General features: G+C 40.2%; 18 protein-coding genes. 2 read left to right on the top strand and 16 right to left on the bottom strand.

Annotated elements, in window-relative coordinates; genetic code table 11:
* Positions 1–96 precede the first annotated feature (96 nt).
* The 7 genes from ACOSVP_RS18355 to ACOSVP_RS18325 all read right to left on the bottom strand — a co-directional run bounded on the left by ACOSVP_RS18355 (position 97) and on the right by ACOSVP_RS18325 (position 8172).
* A complete protein-coding gene (locus ACOSVP_RS18355; protein WP_487348935.1) occupies positions 97–1218 on the bottom strand; it encodes a glycosyltransferase in 1122 nt (373 codons plus the stop codon).
* 3 nt (positions 1219–1221) lie between these two features.
* On the bottom strand, positions 1222–3003 hold the full coding sequence (locus ACOSVP_RS18350; RefSeq protein ID WP_487348934.1) for a rhamnan synthesis F family protein: 1782 nt from the start codon (positions 3001–3003) through the stop codon (positions 1222–1224).
* An 18-nt stretch (positions 3004–3021) separates the two neighbouring features.
* On the bottom strand, positions 3022–3711 hold the full coding sequence (locus tag ACOSVP_RS18345; RefSeq protein WP_487348933.1) for a class I SAM-dependent methyltransferase: 690 nt from the start codon (positions 3709–3711) through the stop codon (positions 3022–3024).
* A 26-nt stretch (positions 3712–3737) separates the two neighbouring features.
* Positions 3738–4964, bottom strand: a complete 1227-nt coding sequence (locus tag ACOSVP_RS18340) for a glycosyltransferase family 4 protein (protein ID WP_487348932.1) — start codon at positions 4962–4964, stop codon at positions 3738–3740.
* 87 nt (positions 4965–5051) lie between these two features.
* Positions 5052–6221, bottom strand: coding sequence for a calcium-binding protein (locus ACOSVP_RS18335; RefSeq protein WP_487348931.1), 1170 nt, complete (start codon positions 6219–6221; stop codon positions 5052–5054).
* A gap of 674 nt (positions 6222–6895) precedes the next feature.
* On the bottom strand, positions 6896–7852 hold the full coding sequence (locus tag ACOSVP_RS18330) for a tetratricopeptide repeat protein (RefSeq protein WP_487348930.1): 957 nt from the start codon (positions 7850–7852) through the stop codon (positions 6896–6898).
* Positions 7853–7950: 98 nt separating this feature from the next.
* Positions 7951–8172: a hypothetical protein gene (locus tag ACOSVP_RS18325; protein WP_487348929.1), complete on the bottom strand. Its 222-nt coding sequence runs from the start codon at positions 8170–8172 to the stop codon at positions 7951–7953.
* A gap of 83 nt (positions 8173–8255) precedes the next feature.
* Between ACOSVP_RS18325 and galE the strand changes: the two genes are divergently transcribed.
* The gene (gene galE / locus ACOSVP_RS18320; RefSeq protein ID WP_487348928.1) at positions 8256–9278 is read left to right on the top strand and encodes a UDP-glucose 4-epimerase GalE; all 1023 of its coding nucleotides are present in this window, start codon (positions 8256–8258) and stop codon (positions 9276–9278) included.
* A 255-nt stretch (positions 9279–9533) separates the two neighbouring features.
* On the opposite strand, the gene cysQ is transcribed toward galE, so the two are convergent.
* From cysQ to ACOSVP_RS18300, 4 genes are read right to left on the bottom strand one after another with little or no spacing between them, the layout of a single operon-like run.
* Entirely contained in the window at positions 9534–10346 is an 813-nt protein-coding gene (gene cysQ / locus ACOSVP_RS18315) for a 3'(2'),5'-bisphosphate nucleotidase CysQ (RefSeq protein ID WP_487348927.1), read from the bottom strand.
* A complete protein-coding gene (cysN, locus tag ACOSVP_RS18310; protein ID WP_487348926.1) occupies positions 10318–12231 on the bottom strand; it encodes a sulfate adenylyltransferase subunit CysN in 1914 nt (637 codons plus the stop codon). The genes cysQ and cysN overlap by 29 nt, the downstream gene beginning before the upstream one ends.
* Positions 12231–13133: a sulfate adenylyltransferase subunit CysD gene (gene cysD / locus ACOSVP_RS18305; protein ID WP_487348925.1), complete on the bottom strand. Its 903-nt coding sequence runs from the start codon at positions 13131–13133 to the stop codon at positions 12231–12233. Before cysD ends, cysN begins: the two co-directional genes overlap by 1 nt.
* A 47-nt stretch (positions 13134–13180) precedes the next feature.
* Positions 13181–13963, bottom strand: coding sequence for a helix-turn-helix domain-containing protein (locus tag ACOSVP_RS18300; RefSeq protein ID WP_487348924.1), 783 nt, complete (start codon positions 13961–13963; stop codon positions 13181–13183).
* 159 nt (positions 13964–14122) lie between these two features.
* Here ACOSVP_RS18300 and ACOSVP_RS18295 point away from each other — a divergent pair, with 159 nt between their 5' ends.
* Positions 14123–15847 carry an SLC13 family permease gene (locus ACOSVP_RS18295; protein WP_487348923.1) on the top strand — a complete coding sequence of 575 codons (1725 nt, stop codon included), beginning with the start codon at positions 14123–14125 and terminating at the stop codon, positions 15845–15847.
* Between the two features lie 486 nt (positions 15848–16333).
* Here ACOSVP_RS18295 and ACOSVP_RS18290 read toward each other — a convergent pair whose 3' ends face one another.
* From ACOSVP_RS18290 to ACOSVP_RS18270, 5 genes are all read right to left on the bottom strand, one after another.
* Complete coding sequence (locus ACOSVP_RS18290) at positions 16334–17470, bottom strand: polysaccharide pyruvyl transferase family protein (protein ID WP_487348922.1); 1137 nt, start codon at positions 17468–17470, stop codon at positions 16334–16336.
* Positions 17463–18182 (bottom strand): sulfotransferase family 2 domain-containing protein, encoded by a 720-nt coding sequence (locus ACOSVP_RS18285; RefSeq protein ID WP_487348921.1) that lies wholly within the window; start codon positions 18180–18182, stop codon positions 17463–17465. Before ACOSVP_RS18285 ends, ACOSVP_RS18290 begins: the two co-directional genes overlap by 8 nt.
* Entirely contained in the window at positions 18175–19269 is a 1095-nt protein-coding gene (locus ACOSVP_RS18280) for an alginate O-acetyltransferase AlgX-related protein (protein ID WP_487348920.1), read from the bottom strand. Before ACOSVP_RS18280 ends, ACOSVP_RS18285 begins: the two co-directional genes overlap by 8 nt.
* 9 nt (positions 19270–19278) lie before the next feature.
* The gene (locus ACOSVP_RS18275; protein ID WP_487348919.1) at positions 19279–20505 is read right to left on the bottom strand and encodes a glycosyltransferase family 4 protein; all 1227 of its coding nucleotides are present in this window, start codon (positions 20503–20505) and stop codon (positions 19279–19281) included.
* An 8-nt stretch (positions 20506–20513) separates the two neighbouring features.
* Positions 20514–22343: glycosyltransferase family 2 protein (locus ACOSVP_RS18270; protein WP_487348918.1), on the bottom strand; the 1830-nt coding region annotated here is incomplete at its 5' end.

The raw sequence follows: 22343 nt of genomic DNA, 5'->3' as shown, positions 1-22343 counted from the left end.
CGTACGACCCGGCTTCGTCCGGGGATGCGGACTCTCTATCACCTAATACCTCCCACCCCTACCTACCGATGCAAGTCGAGAATATACGGTTTGATATTAACGAGGATTTACCACTTCACTAATCAGCTTATAAAGCTCGAAGGTTTTATTTGATAAATCCAGTTCAGTTTTTATCGTATCTGGAATATTCGCTATGTTATCACCACCTTCCAGTAATCGATCACAGAACTTTGCCAATCTCTCAGCATTCACTTCACCCGACAACGTATAACCATATTTGCTTGTCAGGTGGTGCGAGCTACCAGTACCACAAAATGCCACTACAGGAATACCTAAGGTCATGGACTCCAATACAACTAGAGGATTTGGGTCTTCCCTAGAGGTTAAGGCAAATAGGTCCGCTGTTTTAAGTGCTGGATAAGGATTGCTCGTAGTATTGGTCCAATACAAATTTCTTAGAGGGTCTTTCTTATTCTGCTTTAAAGCATGATTATGGAATTGCACAAAGTCATCATCATTCCAACTACCCACCCATAGAAAATCATATTGCGGTAAGGCTTTCGCTACTTCCCAAAAAAGGTCGCTACCCTTTCTCGGTACTGCGGTGCCACACATTACAATTCGCTTACGAGTTTTCTTTTTGGATAAAGCTTGGCCAAATACATTGACCGCCTTATCCGGCTTAGATGCAGATAACCGTTCAATGGCTGTAACATCGACCCCGACGCCAAAGTTATAGGTATTTTCGGATTGACCAAATAAAAGCTGAAAGTCGCGAAGACTTTCTTGCGAAGCGAACACAGTGTAGGCGCAGGACTCAAAATCATAGGGGTTATATAAGTCATTGCGTTGCAGGGCAAGCATCCCTTCTTTCATTTCATGGATATGCAATACACAAGGCACACCTGCTTCTTTTGCTGCACTGACCCAATCCCCTGAGGCAATTGAGTTTGCATAAACCAGATCTGGCTGGATCTCTTTGATAAGGTTTACTGCGTACTCAATTCGTTTCAAACGATCTTCATGAACTGATTCATGCAAATTATCATCGACGACGACACCAGAAAATGCAGCGCCGTTCACTTGATCTCGTAAAGGGCCATCTTGTCGTGCGACAAGATATACCTCAGCCTGTTCTGCAAACAACTCTGCCATTTGTAGACCAATCTTTGGTGCGCCGGTTAGGCTTAAATCGTGAAGTACAAAAAGGATACGCATGACCTAACCCCAATAAAACTTGTAACCAAGCTCTTTCATAACATTACCAAAAACCCGCTCTAAGGCATGCTCTAGCTGACCGTCTATTAAGAAATCTAAGCCTTTATTGTCAGCATTATTAAAGGATAGGTTTTTAGCTACCTCATAAATACGTTTCATAATATCTGAGCGTAGCATCATCATGGTGCCAGAGACATATTCACAGTCACGGTTGTTTTCTGAGATTCGATAAAGATCCAGTAGCTGTTCGTAGCCCTCTGCATTTTGGCCAATAGCATCTTCACGATGCAATGCTGAACCAATAATGCCGACCGTCGGATCACTAATAAAAGCAGCTAGATTGTTCTTCACAGTCTCTTTTGAGCCCAAGATAGCTTGAAGTAAGTTAGTACGCCAGGTTACTAGCATTCGCTCAGATATATGCTGGCTTTTTTTACTGTGCATAGTAATAAATGCCAAATATTCATCTACTTTGATGGTTTTAAGTAAATTGAAATAACCACCAATATCACGCCCTTCATTAGGTGAGATTTTGATTACGGCGCTGGGGTAATCTTTACGAATCAGGCAAACTGCCTCATTTGTCCAAGTTGAATCCACCATGTTGATATGCAGATCAAACTCCACATCGATATTATCAATATAGCTTTTAAGAACTGGCCACAAGTCAACATAGTATAAATGCATTAATACACATAGAGGCTTTTTCTCCCTGAAAGATTCTAACTGAGTCGTATCAAATGTCCTTTTTTTGGCTATACGGTAACTAAACCTTTCTTGCAGGCTGTAAGGTCGCTCTTCAAAAATGCCATGAAGCAGATAATGACCTAGACTATCAAATGGACTTTCCTGATACTTCATCATCATATCTTTATGGATGTCTAGATAATCATCAGGATTGAAATCAATTGGGATAAAATGCGGTAATGCTTTATTGCCTTCAAAGAAATCGGTTATAGCAGTTAGCTGACTTAATACCTGCGGATCGATTTCTGTAGTCAACTGCAGTTTTGATTTTACCTGCTTGATCCCAACATAGCTTGATAAAAAAGGTAGTGTTGTCTCATAAAAAAAGAACTGCTTTACCCTATCATCAATAATAACTTTGCTGGGGTCACAAGCAGTAATCCCTTTTGTGTAGCAATGCTTCCAATAGTAGCTAATCGGACAGTCCACTTCTTGTATGCTGGGATCAACACTTGCCAGCCACTCTCGATCAAACAGCCGATGAAACTGCAGCCCCTGTTTATCATTGGTCAAATAATGGTATACAGGGTCTATCCCAGCTTCCAGCTCATTGATAGCACTGTAGAACAATGGGTTAAAGTAGACGTTCGGCTGGAGTCGTTGGTGAAAGTGAGTGTAGAAGTCAAATGCAGCTTCAAAGGGGCAGCTTGTTTGTTTTCCTATCTGCTTGCCAACAAATGCAGGATCTAATACTTCTGAATTGGCTAGTAAATTAGCTTTCTTGATTAGATCTTCGAGGCCTTTCTTATGAATGGTTTTAGCGATTCGCTCAACTTCAGAGGCATTCATGGTAAAACCAGAAGAGTGGATTAAGCCATCAGAACTATTCAGTAGTTTAGCGTTTTTATGGAGCGCCCCGCCTAACGTGTGGTAAGCCTTCAAAAGCTTATCAAGTACAGGCCCTTTGGGAGTGTCGTGTATCTTCAAAGCGACAGTAAAATGCAGTACAGCACTTACATAATCAGCCCTGCTCTCGGCACCCTCTGCTAAACTAATATGATTAACTTTGCTGCTTTCATCTAAAACAGAATTGCTCACTAACTCCATCCACCCTACTTAAGAAACCTTTCTTAATACAGCAATAGATTGACCAAGTGGCTGCCCTTGCCAAATAGGCGTTGTCGCACTTAGATACATATCTACGCTAAAACCTAGCTTATTAGCCCAAAGTTCAATGGTATTACGCTCAATAAACATATTGAGGTGAGTCGATTCTTGATTCTTTGTTGTATCAACTGTTTGCTCAAATACATCCCAATGAATCGACTCATTGAACTCAAGAAATGAAAACACAATCTTGCCACCACGCTTCAATACACGCTGTGCTTCTCGCAAATAAATATAACTTTCTGCATGAAGAAGATGTGTAAATAAGCTAAATGCGGAGATAATATCCACCGAGTTACTCTCAGCTGGAATATTAAGCTCAGGGTTCAAAATAAAACGATAGTTAGGCGCTTTAATTTTTGCGTACTCGAGTAAAACTCGCACAACGTCAACGCCTGTGTAGTTCAAGTTGGGGGCATACTTATGAAGCACAGAAGATAAACGACCACTGCCACAGCCAAGATCATAAATCGTAGTGCTATCTGTAAAACCAACTTTTTCAAGAAGAGACGCTTGTATTTGTCCTAATAACTCGTAATTACCTCCTACCGCAAGCTCCATAGCTTGATCTATTGGGTAGGTTTCAAGTAATTCCTTGACGTAGCGCTCGTAATCTTCAACAAAATGAAACTGTGCCATTTAAATCCCTAAATTGATATTCATGTTTATTCTAAAGATTGAATCAGCTTGGCAAATAACGGCAAGGTTACTTGCTTAAAGTCATACTTATTAATAACAGTTGAACGAGCATTTTCACGAATATGTTCTAGTTCACTATTGTTGGCTAATACTTCAATCACTTTATTGCTAAGTTGCTCTGCATCATCGAACGGCACTAAGAAACCATTTTCACCATCTACAAGCACTTCCTCTACAGGTGCAGTATTAGAGCCAATAACAATGCAGCCAGAAGACATGGCTTCAAGCATGGACCAAGAAAGAACAAAAGGATACGTCAGATAGATGTGCGCACTTGAGATCTGCAATACTTTTAAAAAATCACTGTAAGGAAGTTTCCCGGTGAAATGCACTCTGGACAAATCAAGCTTGTCTTTGACTTCATCAAAAAAACGTTGCTTCCAAGTTGTACCTTTAGGTGCTCTTCTGCCATAACTGACACCATCTCCACCAACAATGATTACTTGGCAATTTGGACGTTCTTTCAAAATGGAAGGTAATGCACGCATAAATTTATGATAACCACGATAAGGCTCTAAATCTCGGTTAACAAAAGTCACTACTTCATCTTTAGCAGTTAACTCTGAACCATTTGGTAACCTAAATATTGCCGAGTGATCTGGCTTCACCATATCGGTGTCGATACCATCATGAATAACATCAATTTTGTCTTGATATGCTTTTGGAAAACGGCTGCGCTGCCACTCGGTAGGTGAAAAGCATTTGTCTAAATTTTCCAGCGCTAAAGCATGTGTTGCATTCATCGCTTTAACATTGAATACGTCATTAATAGTCGGGGGGAACTCACTGTCAAAGCCCACATCAGCCCCTCGAAAATGATAATAGAATTCAAGCAAACCAATTATTTTTGCATGAGGATAGACTTCTTTGAGGAAGAGAGAGTCACCCCAGCCTGGATGTACAAAGATAATATCAGGCTCATAGCCTTGATATTTATGCTCCATTAGCGTGTTAGCCACTACCGTTGCACGCTGCATTGCGTTATTAAAGTTATGGGCATAAGCATGAACGCCTTCGCCATTCAACTTTGGCACAGTGTACCTTATCAGCGGGATATTAGGGATCTCTTCGGTAATCTTCATCATCTCCGAGTCTCCCATTGCGCAAACGCTTATGCCATTGCTCTTAGCAAATAATGGTGCTAAACGTGAAAATTGCCCCGGGAAAGATGGATGAAGAAATAGAATATCCATTTATAAGGATCCTTTCAGGTAGTTATCAATTTAAAAAAAGGAGCTCACCGAAGTGAGCTCCTAGCAAAACGATGTAACCCGATCTAATTAAAGATCAAAGTTCACCATATCTGCTGTGATGTCATTAACAGACATACCAACTAGGGTAATTGTTGTCGCGTTTGCACCCGAGAAGAATGTAAACACAGCATTACCATCAACGTCAGCTGCACCTGTAATGATTTGAGCAAGATCCTCAAGTGATTGAATACCTGCATCACCAAACGAAATCTTATCGTCATTAGCACCAAAGTCAGCAATCGTGTAGTTACCGATAGACTCAAAGCCGAAGGTGTTCTGACCATCACCACCCACTAGAGAGTCGCTACCGCCACCACCAACTAGAGTGTCGTTACCAGCACCACCAACAATGATTTGGTCTGCAGCATCACCGAAAATAGTTGTGTTAGTGTCATCAGAAACTTCTACACGACCACCACCGATCAACAGTACGTTTTCCATCTGACTAACTTTAACTGCAGAACCAGACTGAACATCAAAGATGTCTAGCATGGTTACAGTGCTTTCACCCACTACCTTAGCTGCACCAACAATCGTGATGTCACCAGCATCAGAGTTAGATAGAGAAAGCATCTCAATACCAACTTTAGGAGCAGCAGGAGCGTCATCACCGTTACCACCAACAACGGTATCAGAACCGCCACTAACAGTAACTTGGTTAAACGCATTAGCAGTAAGCTTAGCTAGCTTAGCGTTGTAAGATTCACGTACTACCGCAGAATCTTCATCACTAGAGCCTAAGTTACGTGCAAGCTCAGCCACTTGCTCTTGAGCTGTTTGAGTTGCTGCATCAACAGTCTCAGCAGTCGCTTTTTTGCCCGCAACAGCTGTACCTGCATTGCCCGTTACAGCGATAGTAGCGTTATCACCCATGTTAATTTGAGCGGTCGCTTGTTGTCCCGCTTCAGCAGTCAAAGATGCAGCTGAAGTTGTTTCAACAATACCACTTGCCTTAGTTACTTGGCCGGTAACGACTGTAGCGCCAACTTGAGTGCTAACAGATACGTTATTACCAGCACCTAATAATGCTGTCACAGCATCAGCAAGACGACCACCACCTACTACTTGAGCGGCAGAGCCATCTTGAGCCGCCGTCACCTGAACGCCGATTGTTTCCAAAAGAGTAGACGCAGTAATGGTACTGCCATCTGAATTAACTACGGCTTGGTCAATTAACCCGCCAGCTACTGTTGCCATTGTATTCTCCTATACAACAAATTGATTTCCTTAACACCCTAAGAGCATTAGAAACATAGTCAAGTTCGATTAAGCTAAACACCCCTCGAACTAGAGTGATTATCAAATGCCTTTACATGAAACATTTCTTGCAGTCTTACGCCATTGGCTATCGTCTTGCCGCTTCATGGAGAAACAGGCATAACGATCATAACAACAGAGAGCAGGAAAAATTTAACACTTCAGGCTCTTTCGATTCTATCTCATACCGCCATATATCAAAATACTAATTAGTCAAAAAATACGGCATCGAGCAAAGATAAAGTACTAATTTTGATTGAAAATTCTTATCAGAGCCTGCTTTAACGAGGAGGCAAGGCTCGCCCCAAAAACACTTGTAAAGTGCGTATAATGTGCTCAAGGTTTCGAACATCTTCACTCATGTATTTATGAAGAAGAATTCACCTTCACTTGATAGGGATAACGCTCAAATTATTTGAAATCGGAATGCTAGAGAGCTCACGAAACATCGTAGATGTTTCAAAAGAAAGCAGAAAAAGGTTTCGAAATTGTTACAAGTCGCACAGGGCATCAGCATTTCTGCGAGACAATTCATATATTGATGGGATGAGATCTCACGTTCAAGAAGCACCTTCCCCTTTTCAAGAGGAAGGTTGCGATGAGATCAGATCAAACTAAGCGTTCAGCGTTTGCTCTAATTCTTTAAGGTTATTAATTGCATCCTGATAATTCGGACGCAATTTCAAAGCATTCATTAAGCACTCTTTGGCGCCCGCATGATCACCTTGAACTCGAAGCAAATTGCCAAGGTTGTTATGCGCCTCAGGAATATTTGGGTTTACTTCAATCGCAGCGCGATAGGAAGCAACCGCTTCATTCAACTGACCTGAACGCTTGTAGGCAACTCCCAAGTTAATTAGAGCTGGTACAAACTCTGGTTTGTAAGACAAAGCGCGCTTATGGAAGGTAATTGCCTTTTTAAGATCATCACGGTCTTGAAATAGCATACCTAAATCATTGTAAAAATCATGACGATCAGGCGCTAAAATAATAGCCTGCTGTACAAACGGCAGTGCTTTTTCTGGAGCACCAAGTTGACGATAAGTCATACCTAAACCATGCAATGCTTCTGGGGAGTCAGCATTCATCTTAAGCGCTGCTTCGTACAGTTTTGCTGCTGAAGGGAAATCGCCTTGTTGGCGTTTCTGAGTAGCTTGATCAATCAAGTTTTGTAGAGGCTCAGGAGACTCTAGTAAACCTTGGAGCTTTTGAATGTAAGACTGCAGCTCAGACGTTGGTGTCAACGAATAGGCCGCACGAAAGGAATTAAGTGCTTCTTTGAGCATGCCCAATTGCTGCTGTGCAATAGCTGTTTGCACTAGTACGGAAGCTTTCGCGGAAGCTGGAAGTTCAGTGTTCGACTTCGCTATCTCCCATACACTCTTAAGTATTTTAAGAGCATCTTTTGAGCGCTGGGTGCGGTTTAGTACAATTACCAACCCCATATTGGCGCCCATATTACGTGGATGAGCCATTAAAGCCTTACGGTATTGCTTCTCGGCTTTCTCAAAATCTTGCTTTTCAAACGCCTTTGCAGCTTTTTGCAGGCGCTCATTAATCGTTTTTGCCATGGTATTTAATCTTCTCTATTTCCGTATACACGCGCAATGGTAGGTGGATACTACCAAAGGCAGTGAACATATGTAACAGTTCGTATCCGTCTAAGCCGTTATTTTCGATTTAAGCGATCCCGCAGATGCCACACCAACCAAATAAAACACCATAACAATACAGCTGATAGACCGATGTAACTGAATACACGCTGATCTGCGCTTTCAATTTCAGGCGCTTTTACTGCCAATAGATAGGCAGTAATGATAGATAAAGGTCGAAGCAACCATACTGATGGCACACGACGACCAATCATAAGAAAACGTAACCAATAAGGCACAGCAAACTCCAAATCATGTATGATGTGCCTGATTGTACATAAGCAGCTTTATAGATGCATGAAAAATAAGGGAATTCTTAAAAATGCAAACCATTTTAGTGACTGGCGGTGCAGGCTTTATCGGTAGCCATACATGTGTTGAATTACTTGAGCAAGGTTACCACGTTGTTGTGGTTGATAATCTTTGCAACTCAAATGCTGAATCACTAAGACGAGTCGAGCAAATTACCAGTAAGAGTTTAAGCTTTTATACTATCGACTTACTGGATAAATCAGCATTAGCCGAAGTATTTCAGCAGCATGATATTGATGGCGTAATTCACTTTGCAGGCTTAAAAGCCGTTGGCGAATCCACACAGGTTCCACTGAGCTACTATCACAATAACCTTACAGGAACACTGATCTTGCTTGAATGTATGCAACAAACAAGCGTTTTTAACCTAGTCTTTAGTTCCTCTGCCACCGTTTATGGTGACAACAACTCTATTCCATACATCGAAGACATGCCTCTATCCTCAACCAGCCCCTACGGTCGAACTAAAGTAATGATTGAGCAATTCCTACAGGATGCGTTTATCGCTGACCCTCGCTGGAATATTGCCCTATTGCGTTACTTTAATCCTATTGGCGCACACCCAAGCGGCCTGATTGGCGAAGATCCAAATGGTATGCCTAATAATCTAATGCCCTTTATTACCCAGGTTGCCGTCGGCAAACGTGAGAAATTAAGTGTGTTTGGAGGTGACTACCCTACCCCTGATGGTACCTGCAGACGCGATTACATTCATGTGGTCGACCTTGCTAAAGGACACCTAAAAGCCCTCGAAAAGCTGCATAACACCAGTGCCCCTGAAATCCAAGCCTACAATCTCGGTGCGGGCAAAGGCTACAGCGTACTAGAAGTCATCAAAGCCTTTGAAAATGCTAGCGGACAAACTATTCCATTTGAAATCGTCCCACGCCGTGCGGGCGATATCGCAGAGTTTTATGCGGACGCTAGTAAGGCTAAGCAACAACTGGATTGGCAAGTAGAGCTCGACCTGGAAACCATGTGTCGAGATTCTTGGAACTGGCAGAAAAACAACCCAAACGGATACAATTTGTAGGAGCGAGTTCCGACTCGCAACCGAAGACTACATCGCGGAATATTAGCCCCTTCCCCTTTTCAAGGGGAAGGTTGGGATGGGGTCGTACGAGCGGGTTGTATCCCGCGATTGAGGCATTGCTTCCCCGGACGAAGCCGAGTCGTACGAGCGGGTTGTATCCCGCGATTGAGGCATTGCTTCCCCGGACGAAGCCGGGTCGTACGACCCATCTCCTGATCCTCACATCCCCGAACGGACTCGGGTCGTACCAGTTACTTATTTCCAATCATGTGGATTTCGAACAATAAAGAAAGGATTCAAAACCTTGCTCGTATCAGCATAAGAAAGAGGTTCCCCTTCAGGCGTAATCACCTCTCCACCCGCTGCCAATACCACGGCATGCGCAGCCGCCGTATCCCAAAGCGAAGTTAAACCGAAGCGAGGATACAAATCCGCCTTACCTTCGGCCACTAAACAAAGTTTCAGTGAACTGCCCATTGGCACCATTTCATAGTCACCGATATCAGCCAAGTAATCCAAGGTCTCTTGGCTAGCATGAGAACGGCTGCCCACCACACGCCACTCTTGCCCTTCTTGATGTAAAGACACTTGAATGGCTTGCGCGCCAGCATCCGCTTGCTTTTTAAAAGCGCCCTTTTCATCGGTGTAATAAAGCGTTTCAGTCGCTGGTGCATATACGCTACCCAACACAGGCACACCATCACGGATCAAAGCGATATTAACGGTAAACTCGCCATTACGTTTAATAAACTCTTTAGTACCATCCAAAGGGTCCACTAACCAATATTCGCCTTGTGCGTTCGCACCACTAAACTCCTCGACCGCCTCTTCAGAAAGAATTGGAATATTAGGAGTCAATTTCTCTAAACGCTGTACGATAGCAATATGAGCGGCTTTATCTGCTGCCGTTAGTGGCGATTCATCCGATTTAAAATCAACACTAAAATCGCCATTTTCATAGATCTCCATGATGGCTTCCCCAGCCAGCACGGAGATTTCATTAATCTGTTGAATCGTAAAGTTATTCAATATATTTCCCTTACTGTTGAGCTGGAATTTTTCCAGCATCTTGTAGTGCACGAATGATTTCTTCAGCCGCCTCATCTGCAGAAAGCTTAGTGGTATCCACTAACACTTCAGGAGTTTCAGGCGCTTCATAAGCAGAATCAATACCGGTAAAGTTCTTTAGCTCCCCACGGCGAGCTTTTTTATAAAGGCCTTTTGGATCGCGACTCTCGGCGACATCTAACGGAGTGCTTACAAATACTTCAAAGAATTCGTCATCCGCTAAAATAGTACGCGCCATATTACGCTCAGAACGGAATGGCGAAATAAAGGCACTGATCACGACCAGTCCCGCATCCACCATAAGCTTACCCACCTCGGCTACGCGGCGAATATTCTCAACTCGGGCATCATCGGTAAAGCCAAGATCCTGGTTAAGTCCGTGACGTACATTATCGCCATCTAGCAGGTAAGTATGAACACCAAGCGCATGAAGTTTTTTCTCAACAAGGTTGGCAATAGTTGATTTGCCCGAGCCTGACAACCCTGTTAACCAAATACTGCAAGGCTTATGGCCTTTTAATTCTGAACGTGCTTGCTTGTTAACATCGATATGTTGCATATGGATGTTCTGACTACGACGCAGCGCAAAATTAATCATACCCGCAGCCACCGTATTATTTGACATACGGTCAATTAAGATAAAACCACCTGTGTCAGGGTTATGCTCGTATGGGTCAAAGGCGATAGCGCGATTTAGATTGATATTACAAACCGCAATGCTGTTAAGTTCTAGCTTCTTAGCAGCCATATGCTCAAGCGTATTAACATTAACCTGATGGCGAATCTCCGTCACCGTTGCCTGCACGGTTTGTGTACCAATCTTCAAAAGATACGGGCGACCTGGGTAAAGCGGCTCTTCACTCATCCACACTAGATTGACTTGGAATTGCTGGCCTGTTTGCGCAGGTTGATCAATGCCAGAAATCACATCACCACGGGAAATGTCGATCTCATCGTCCAATGTTAGGGTGATAGACTGACCCGCTACGGCCGATGGCAAATTCCCATCGTAGGTATAAATAGAAGCAACCGTGCTTGTTTTACCTGAAGGTTGAACGCGAATCGAATCACCTACTTTGATCTCACCACCAGCAATACAGCCAGCAAAACCTCGAAAATCAAGGTTAGGTCGATTCACCCATTGTACAGGCATACGGAAGGATTGCTTTTGCAAGCGATCGTCACTCACTTCAACCGTTTCCAAATACCCCATCAATGTTGGGCCGTTGTACCATGGTGTATGCGAGCTAGGCTGAGTAATGTTATCACCCTTTAAAGCCGACATAGGAATAAATACAACTTCCTCAAAACCAAGTTCCTTAGCAAAGCTTTGATAGTCATCACAAATGTGATAATAGGTAGACTTACTGTATTCCAATAAATCCATCTTGTTTACAGCAACAACGATCTTTTTAATACCGATCAAAGACATTAAGAAACTATGTCGGCGAGTTTGGGTCATGATGCCGTGACGCGCATCTACCATTAGAATAGCTGTATCTGCAGTCGATGCACCGGTAATCATATTGCGTGTATATTGCTCGTGCCCAGGCGTGTCTGCGACGATAAACTTACGACGTTCAGTTGAGAAAAAACGGTAAGCCACATCAATAGTAATGCCCTGCTCGCGCTCAGCCGCCAAACCATCCACTAACAAGGCAAAATCAATATTTTCACCTTGTGTGCCATATTTCTTGGAGTCTGCTTCCATGGCACTAAGCTGATCTTCAAACAACATTTTTGAATCATAAAGCAAGCGGCCAATAAGCGTGCTTTTACCGTCATCAACACTGCCGCAGGTAATAAAACGCAGCAAGCTTTTGTTCTCATGCTGAGCTAGATATTGCTCGATATCGGTTGCGATCAAATCTGAAACATTCGTCATTAGAAATATCCTTCTTGTTTTTTCTTCTCCATTGACGCTGCAGAGTCATGGTCAATCACACGCCCTTGACGTTCAGATGTTTTGGTCAGTAGCATTTCCTGAATAATATCGGTAAGCGTGTTAGCTTTTGATTCAACCGCCCCAGTTAAGGGGTAACAACCTAGCGTTCTAAAACGAACATTCTTGATCATAGGAACTTCGCCATCTTTCAATGGCATGCGCTCATCATCCACCATAATCAAGGTACCATTTCGCTCAACTACTGGACGCGGTGCTGAATAATATAAAGGGACAATGGGAATATTCTCTAGATGAATGTATTGCCAAATATCCAGCTCTGTCCAATTAGACAATGGAAATACGCGAATAGTCTCGCCTTGATGTTTACGGGTATTGTACAGCTTCCACAATTCTGGGCGCTGTGCTTTTGGATCCCAACGATGATCTGCTGTACGGAATGAGAAAATACGTTCTTTGGCACGCGATTTTTCTTCATCACGACGCGCCCCACCAAAAGCCACATCAAAACCATGCTCGTTTAACGCTTGCTTCAGGCCTTCAGTTTTCATGATATCCGTATGTAATGCCGAACCATGGGTAAATGGATTTATATCCTTCTTGATACCTTCTGGGTTGGTATGAACTAGCAAATGGAAATTATGTTTCTGCGCCATCGCATCACGGAATTGATACATCTCCTGAAATTTCCAGCGAGTATCCACATGCAACAATGGAAAAGGCAATTTTGAGGGTGCAAAGGCTTTCAAGGCCAAGTGCAGCATCACGGCGCTATCTTTACCAATAGAGTAAAGCATGACAGGGTTAGCTGCCTCTGCGACGACTTCACGCATGATATGAATGCTTTCTGCTTCTAACCGCTTTAAATGCGTCAAAGACGACATAAAATACTCCCTTTTTAAAATGGATCCAACTGTATCTAATAATTTATTTAGCTTGGCAATAAGCTGTGCTGAGGTTTGATTAGCAACAGCTCTAATTGCCCTGATTCCGTGAGCTCTTCTGCCCAATTGTTAAAACCACTAGCGCGAGATAAATCCAATCCCGTCAACACCAATCTCATTGGGCGTTTTCCTTTTTGTGTGTGAGGCAGTTGACTTAGCAGCAATATCAAAGTCTGTTTTAGCCAATCTTCCGTTGGCCATGTACACAAGGACCAAAGACGTTTATGTTTCGGCGTCTGTAATGCCAGCTGTACTTGATGAACGCGCTGTTCACCTTGCTGTAGCCAAACAGAGCGACAATAAGCGAAATACAATGTTGGTTCGCCTTCTTTCAATTCACCCGCACGTTTTAAAGCACGTCGCCCTGCAACATTGACTAAACGAGTTAACGACCAAGGCTGCCATAATAGGCCAAGTTGCTCACATAGATGACTTGCGGTTCGCTCCGAGATAACAACAGAAAACTCATCCCGAACATACTCAACCACTTGCTCACAGGACCATAAACAAACTTGTGGTTGCTGCATCGCATTGACAAGTTGATCAACTTCAGCCTGTTTCAACAAGGTGCCTTGTCCTGTCTGGCGACCTCGCTTTTCATCTACCAGAGCCTGCCAACCGCCTCGCAGAAATAGCTTATGACATTTAATGATGGTTGGCGCACTTAACCCAGTCTGCTTAGCCACATCCGACACTTTAACACCACGTAAACGCATCTTTACCGCAGCCAATTTCGCTGGATTTAGTTGAATGCTGATATTAGCTGGCATAATTAATTAACTAACATAAAAATAATAAGTAATTGAAAAATATGCATTTTTTAATTTATATGACCTGTAGGTCATAATCTTTGTGGACAGTCTATTGAAAAATCAACCAAAATAGCAAGACATTAAGGAAAACATCTTATTGGTAACAGGTAGGTCAAAGTGGATTGGTTAGTACTGGCAAGTATTGTTGGGCTTTTAGTATGCGTCGCAAGTGGTCGAGTAAAACCTATGTATGCTTTCCCAGCTTTAGCAACGTCCTACTTAGTGTTTAATATTGTCTCAAGCCAAGAATTTCTAGCTGCCTTTAGTAATCCAGCCCTAGCCACGCTGGTATTATTGCTCTTAGTTTCACTGGCGTTTGAACGATCGAGACTGCTTGAAAAGCTAGCTGCGATGCTTGTTAGTGGTGGTGAGCGACAAGCTTTAGCCAAACTGCTTCTCACCACCAGTACTTTAAGCGCCTTTCTAAACAATACGGCCGTGGTCGCTACTTTCCTAAGCCATATCGCCAAACAAAAGCAGATCCCTGCATCTCGCCTATTGCTGCCACTGTCTTATGCCTCAATTCTTGGGGGCATCACAACTCTTATTGGCACCTCCACCAACCTTGTTGTTAACTCATTTATGATTGGTGCCGGGCAGCCTGAATTAGGCTTATTTGAAATGAGTAAAATTGGCGTCCCTGTGGCGCTGATTTGCCTAGGCTGCTTATATGTGTTTCGCCGATTACTACCACAACATCAGGGCGGAGAGCACTTAAGTGGTGAAAATAGCTATTTTCTCACTGCACAGGTAGAGCCTGGCTCTAATTTAATTGACCATTCTATTGAACAAAATGCATTGCGCCATCTGGATGGGCTTTACTTAGTTGAAATTGAACGTAAAGGGGAGTTGATACGCCCTGTCTCACCTAATGAAACCATTTATGCTGGCGATTTACTGATTTTTTCTGGAGAAATGAGCAAAGCATCAACATTACAACAATTTCATGGCTTGAGCGTTGGCGATGAAAGCGCGGCCAAAACTTTCAACAATCATCTCGTAGAAGTGATCATCTCGAATCAATCCGAATTAGCTGGCAAAACCCTACAAGGTGTCGATTTTCGTACCATGTTTAATGCTGCAGTCATTGGCATTCATCGTGGTGACAAGCGTCTTCAAGGCCAACTGGGTCGTATCACTTTAAAAGTAGGCGACGCACTATTATTAGCAACCGGCAGCGACTTTAAAAACCACCGCAACCTAGATCGCAACTTCCACTTATTAAGTGGTGAACCGCTTCAACCCCCTATTAGTACTTGTAAAAGCAGTCTGTTAGCGTTGGCATTTATGATCACCTTAGGATTGGCGGCCGCGCAACTGATACCGTTGTTCACTGGGCTTTTACTGATATTATGTGGTCTGTTACTTAGCAAAGTACTCACCATTAGTGAGATCCGTCGACGCTTTCCGTTTGAATATATAGCCATCATAGGTTCAGCATTAGTTATCGCAATGGGGTTAACTAACTCTGGTGCAGCCTCCCTTATAACTGAGGCTATGGGTAGGCTATACCAAGGTTACACTCCACTGGTGGCATTGATTGTTCTATATGTGATGACTTGGGCCTTAACAGAAGCTGTAACCAATACCGCTGCGGCGGCATTGGCTTTTCCCATTGCGTTGACCACGGCAGAAAGTTTTGGCTTACCTGCTTTACCCTTTATACTCACGATTGCATTTGCCGCCAGTGCTTGCTTTATCCTACCATTTGGCTACCAAACCCATTTGATGGTGTATTCAGCTGGTCGTTATACATCCAAGGACTTCTTGAAGGTTGGATCAATTATATCCATAGTTTATGGGTCGCTAGTCATTAATCTAATCAATCAGATTTATTTGTAGGAATAAAAAACTCACATATAAATACAATAAGCGTAGCATTAATGATGATAAGCTGGCTATAGATCAACTGCCCAAAGATTACACTCTAAGATTGCCAATCAATTTAAGTACTATCGTGAGCTATAAGCATTTGATTGAAGTCCTACTATACCAGATACAATAAATCGCCGCTTGTTAGCTAAATATCTTTTAGGTAAACGTGCACATGAACGATTCTAAGAAAAATTATACCTAATTCTCAAAGCGCTTCAAACAATGCAGAAAACTTCTTCTGAATCTTAGCGGCGTTTACAGAGAAACCTTAATTTATGAGTAATGAGCAGACATATCGTCGAAAAATTTAGAGTGAATGTAAGCCATTGGAGGGATTGTTTAATGGGGAACTGGTTTTGAGAGGAAAATAACATAATCCAGATTTAATCTGACAGGCATTTGAATTCGAGCATGCAACTGCCAGATCAAGTCTGAATAAACACGGGGGTAACTTTATGCGAGAAAACTCTCTAAGTGTGAAGATATTTCTACATTATTAGAAATAAGAAAATTTTTATAGCCATTGGCAAGTTCTTTTCTATTATTATCGAACTCAGTAGGGTCGAAATTATAATGCTTCTCAATTAAGCGCATATTAAGACCATTTTCTTTAACATCCTTCATGTGTATATATGGAATTTTCATAACTTCGCACAACTCAACTATTCTTGAATCGTGAGCTATACACATTGATGGTATTCCTGCTTGAATACCAAGCATTACACCATGTATTCTATTACCAATTACAAAATCATACTTCTTCAACTCTTCCATCCAAGAAGGAATATGGCTAAAGCTAGCCATATAGCACCTACACCACTCTTTAAATTCTGGCAAAGAAAGATTAGGCCTCAAATATGAGTTAAAGTTAGCAATTTTAGAGTCATCGATATTGTCAAAATCAGATCTTGCAAGTTTAACCAAATCCAAAGTCATCTGAGCAATATATAAGCCATTTGTTTGCGTAACTAAATCAGCTAACGATCGCTCTAAAACTTGATGATCTTTTACCCATGGACTGCCAGCTGCCACAGCTATTCTCTTAGGAGGAAATGATTTCTTTTTATCTATTTTAGCCCCTAATGAAGTGTCGTTATTGATTAGCAGCGATGGACATCCTAACACAACAGCTTTTTTTTCTTTACCTAATGATTTAAGGTATTCATACGTAAACTTTCCTCGAACAGCGATATTTGGATGATCACTATAAGATTTATTTGATATCTCATCAATCCAATCAAGAGACCCTTGTGGGCAAACTGGAAATTCATGAATTGAAGGCGACTGAGAACCAAGGCCTAATGCTACAATTGGCATATCGATAGTTGAAATCTTTTTGGCTTGAGCACTCATATCTCTATGAGCTCCTAACTGATTGGCGCATGTAAGGACTAAAGAATGCTTTTCAGTGTTTTGTACACTTGCCCCCCAGCCAATTTGGGCGATCCCTTCTCCTAAAATAAGTTTAGCGGCGTATGTAAACGCTAAATTACCAGTATTACAGCCTACTTTAGTAAAATAGTCATCTGTCGATAAAAAAGGGGCCTCCTCAACAGAGTCATTCAAAGAGTACATAATTGCTTTATTCATAAAAACTAGCTTCCATAGGGTAATTAAAAAGTTTAAAATCAAGGTAGTAATACTCAATAAGCTGGTTAATTTGCTTACTATTCAATAGTATATCTTTTGGGGCGCGAGAATTGCTTGAGTTTTCAGAAAGCAATTCAACATTTTTCCCTGTAATATAATTAACCATCTCCCAACCATTATCTATGTCTTCAACCTTAAAAAAGTAGTCAGCGACAAACTTCCCTGAATGATATAAAAAACAATACATCGGCCTTAAATGCTGCTCTAACAATTCAGGAGAATTATTTAAAATATTTTCAATGCAATCATCTAGATTCATATTATAATAAAAACCCTGAGATAGAAGATTCTTTTCTATATATGGATCCCATCTAAGAATTTTGTCTTTATAAAATGAAATAAATCTTGCGATTGGATTTCTTACACAAGTGAAGACAAAGTAATCAGACAAATCCGAGCTTTTGGATACCATCCCATCAAACATATATTTTTGATATAGGTGAACTCTCGATGGATCATCAACAGCTATAGATACTTCTGAATTGGGGATAGAACCTAACCTTTCTTTCTTTTCACTACACGTTTTCCAATTAAATATTGCATTTAAAATACTAGTGTTAGCAGCCTTAGGGATTGGCACATAACCTACCATAACTTCTTTATCAACAAAAACAGGCCAAAAACATTTATTATAGATCCCAGAACTATTCATTTTCTCTGTCACTTGGTATAACGGTCAAAAATCTCTCATTAGTTTGACAAATAATCAATTCAGGATTGAACTCGTCAACTAACCTCCAGTCTATATTTTGATCCCATATATATAATACATCTGTAAAAACATAATTTATAAATGGTTTGAGCCAATCTACTGATGACGAATGCCATAACATCACGCGTCTGTTTATCTTGGCCTCGTTTTCATAACGCTGAAGCCTTCCTCTGTTAGAGAAAGAGTTATGCTCTTTGCATACACTTTTATTTGTAGCCTTCCAAAATTCTATTATCTCTGTATTGAGGCCATCTACTTTCGAAACAAGATCACTTGCTTGAAAATCTGAGGATTTAATAAAGTCACTTTCAAAAATACACTCCTCAATACCAAGTTTTTTCATCATACCTTTAAAGGCCTGAAAGGCCCCAGAATAAGTCCAATGAGTATCTCCTTTAGTAAAGGATTTTTCAATATTATCAAAACTTGGAATAAAGTAATTCATTTTTGATGATTCACAAGATTCAGTAAATTCAAATATTGGACGATTATTTGATATCGAGAAGCCTTCAGGTAAATATTGTTGGCATACAACTTCTTTTTCAGGACAAACCAAAAAAATGATATCCGTAGACTTTTCGTATGACAATGTAATACGTTTCTTTAATACTTGCTCCCAAGAATCTTTGAAGTCTGGTGCTACATTTTTTTTACCAGTTAGGTATTCCAGACTAAAATTACTGTCATGTGTTAAGAAGAGCCAATTATCTTTGCCTCTAAGTACTTTTTTTAACTCTTTTTTTGAAAAGACAATTTTGCATGGTGAGTTTACTATATGCTCTCCATATGAGTTTTTCAAATCAACATCTAGATAGTCAAGCTCAGGCATTGCCTGTGTTAAAAACTCATAGCTAAAACAATATTGATTTTTCTTCAGGTCGTCCCTAGATTGGTTTGTAACTATTTTAAATTTCTTATTGAATTTCGGGAACTCAATATAGAGCTCTGCATATCCTTTACTATCATAATCAGTAATCCAACCAGAAATCCTACTGAAATTAAACTGCTCTATAAAACCATTTAACATAAATTAACCTTAATACACTTCCGTTAAATGCTGCATTGCACAATCTGATATTGAAAAAACATCCTTTATATTCTCACGAAACTTAACAGTAATATTTTTATTCTTACATAAAAATTCAATTTTATCAGACAAGTCAGTGTGTGACCGATTTCTAAAATGTATTCCAGTTTTTCCATCAATTATTTTTTCCGCCATACCTCCAATATTAGAGCATATTATTGGAACTCCATTCTTGAATACTTCTTGAATAACCATCGGTGAATTCTCCCACCATATTGATGGTATCACTACCCAATCAATTGAACTCAATAATTCAGACATTTCATTAGATTCATATGGACCATGCATTACTACATTGTCGCTAAGTTGATCTAATAATACTGAAACTCTTTCTTGATACTTAGTACTCTGTACATCAAGGTTTGCACCATATATATCTAAACTAACACTATTTCTCAACTCTTTTGGAAGATTTTGAATTGCATCTAATAGCACATCTAATCCTTTATATGGATTTATTTGGCCGAAATAAGCAAGCTTTAAAGTTTTACTCGAATTAAATTGTGTATTTGAACGAGCTTCGATTAAAGGTTGACCATTCTCAATCATCTTTAACTTCGCCGCGTCAATCCCCCACTCAATATACCTTTCAATTAAAAAATTACTTGGAGAAACAAACTCATCAACCATCGAAAAGTGGTCTTGAATATATTTTTTCCTGAGAAAAAAATCAGACGGACTTTTTTCTGGAAAGCAATTAGAGCAATCAATATTCGATGAGCGATAACACAGCTTCATTTTATCATCTGTTTTAACCATTTGCCCATTATTTGCGCAAATAGCTAAATATTCATGAAGTGTCAGTATTATTCTGCAATTAGGCAATGAGCTTTTAACCTGGCGAATCATTTCAAGCCCCATGTGAATATAGTGGTGAAAATGCACAACATCAGGTTTAAATTGTTCTAGTAGAGTAGCAAAATCACCATAGATGTGTTTTTTATTAGCTGATTGAAACAAGAAGAAGTCATTCATACTAGTATGAAATAGGATTTCATTATTTTCTCTGCACGAGAAAACAGAACCTCCATGTGACAATGCATTGCTACGCGCTAAAAATAGCACTTCTAGACCTATTTTTTTATATTCGCTAAATAGGTTATATGCAGCAACCTCTGCACCACCTTTACTAAAATCTGGGTGCCCATGACTTACAATTAAAATCTTTTTTTTCATTTTTAGCATCACTTCACTTCACTTTTGATAAACTCTGTCCACTTCTTAGTATGTAACCAACCATTGTAAAGTGTTAGTTTAGTCTTCCAGTCACCATCACTGACTAATGATTGGGACTGCCTTTCAAGGTGAAAAATTTCATAGCCTGAATATAAAAAATTCTCATATCCTTTATCAATAAGTTTCAAGCATAAATCTGAATCCTCAAAATCCCCCAATATATAATCTGTACTAAATCCACCAATTTCAAAGAAGATTTTCTTGTCGATCATTAGCAGAGCTGCTGTGACAATATTCATTTGGGTTATTTTATTTTGAACTGGGACTAAATTTGAAGGTAGCCCCTTATATGGATGATCATTTAGCCATACACCATCAATTAAATTTGAACTAATAAAAGACATTCCATTATGCTGTATTGAACCGTCCTCATAAATTAACCTAGAACCTAAAGCACCAACATTATTAATACTCAGGTATGCATTATATAAATCTAATAGCCAACCTGGTTCTTTTGGAAATACATCTGAGTTCATCAATAATAGATGTGTTGACTTTGCTAACTTGGCCCCAATATTATTTGCCATTGAATAACCATAGTTTTTCCCATAGCTTACAACTCTAAAAGCCATATTGTAAAACTTATCTATCTCTGACGCTAATTCATGAGATGCATCAGAAATACTCGGATCATCAATAATGTATATCAGATCAACTTTTTCGAAAAACTCATCTTTTTCAAAAGCGGATATTTGATGCAGTATAAAATCATATCGCCCATAAATTGGAACAATTATAGTAACTTTCGGATCAGATATTTCTTGACCGTATTGCACTACTTTCAAGTCAGAGGATTTTGGTTCGACAATATAGTTTTCCCAGATATCCTTTAGGAAATTATGATAAACCTTTTCAATGGATTGAGTAAATCCTGCTTTGTTTATGTTAAGAGATGACAAACCTAATTTTGTTGCTTCGACAGGAGGTTTTAATTTTTCACTTACTGAATAGCTATATAAACTAATCTCGCTCTCTAAGAGAAAATAAATATTAAAGCTCTTAGTATCTAAACTATTTATATATAAGCTAAAACCCAAATCACGATCTTCCGACAGGGAAAACTCAGTGTTAACGTCAAGCCTTTTATGAAATACCATAGATTTTAAGTGGTTTTCTGATATCCCTTCCTCTGAGCAAACCACTATTCCAGATAGCTTTTCAGCCCCTATAATCCATCCATTAAGCAACACACCTTTAGTGGTAGGAACTGTATAATCAATATGAAATTTCAAGCCAGACTGGCTGAATGGAACGCTCATCGAGGGCAGTTCTTTAAATAAACCAGTTGAAGAAAAGCTAGAAACCTTCTTGATTATACTATACAAATCAATTTTTGCGTCTATTAAAGAATATTTCAGGTCTTTCAGTAGGATCTTTTCTATTAAGTTTATTTTAACTGTATGAGCAGTATTATCTAAATAGATTTTTAAAGTTAAATTCCTATAATCTGGATTTAATTTGAAAATCAAAGAGAATCCAAATGCATCCCCATTTGAAACATTAAAATTGCTATTTATATCGTCTCTATTAAACCTGTGAAGCTCTATCGTATCTAGTCGTTCACCATCTGCTTCAACTTCAATAGCTGTAACATTATTCACCCTTGAAACTATCCAACCTCTTATAAGGCCAATTGAATTTTGATACACCCCAGTTGTATCAAAATAATAGGATATACTTTCAGGTAATTTTACTTCATGACTTACTTCATGACTTATTTCGTGACTTACTTCGTGACTTACTTCGTGACTTACTTCGTGACTTACTTCGTGACTTAC

The sequence above is a fragment of the Marinomonas sp. HM11-D genome, from assembly GCF_057626615.1.
Note: the sequence above shows the minus strand (reverse complement) of the source record. Positions and strands in the feature narration are given on the sequence as shown.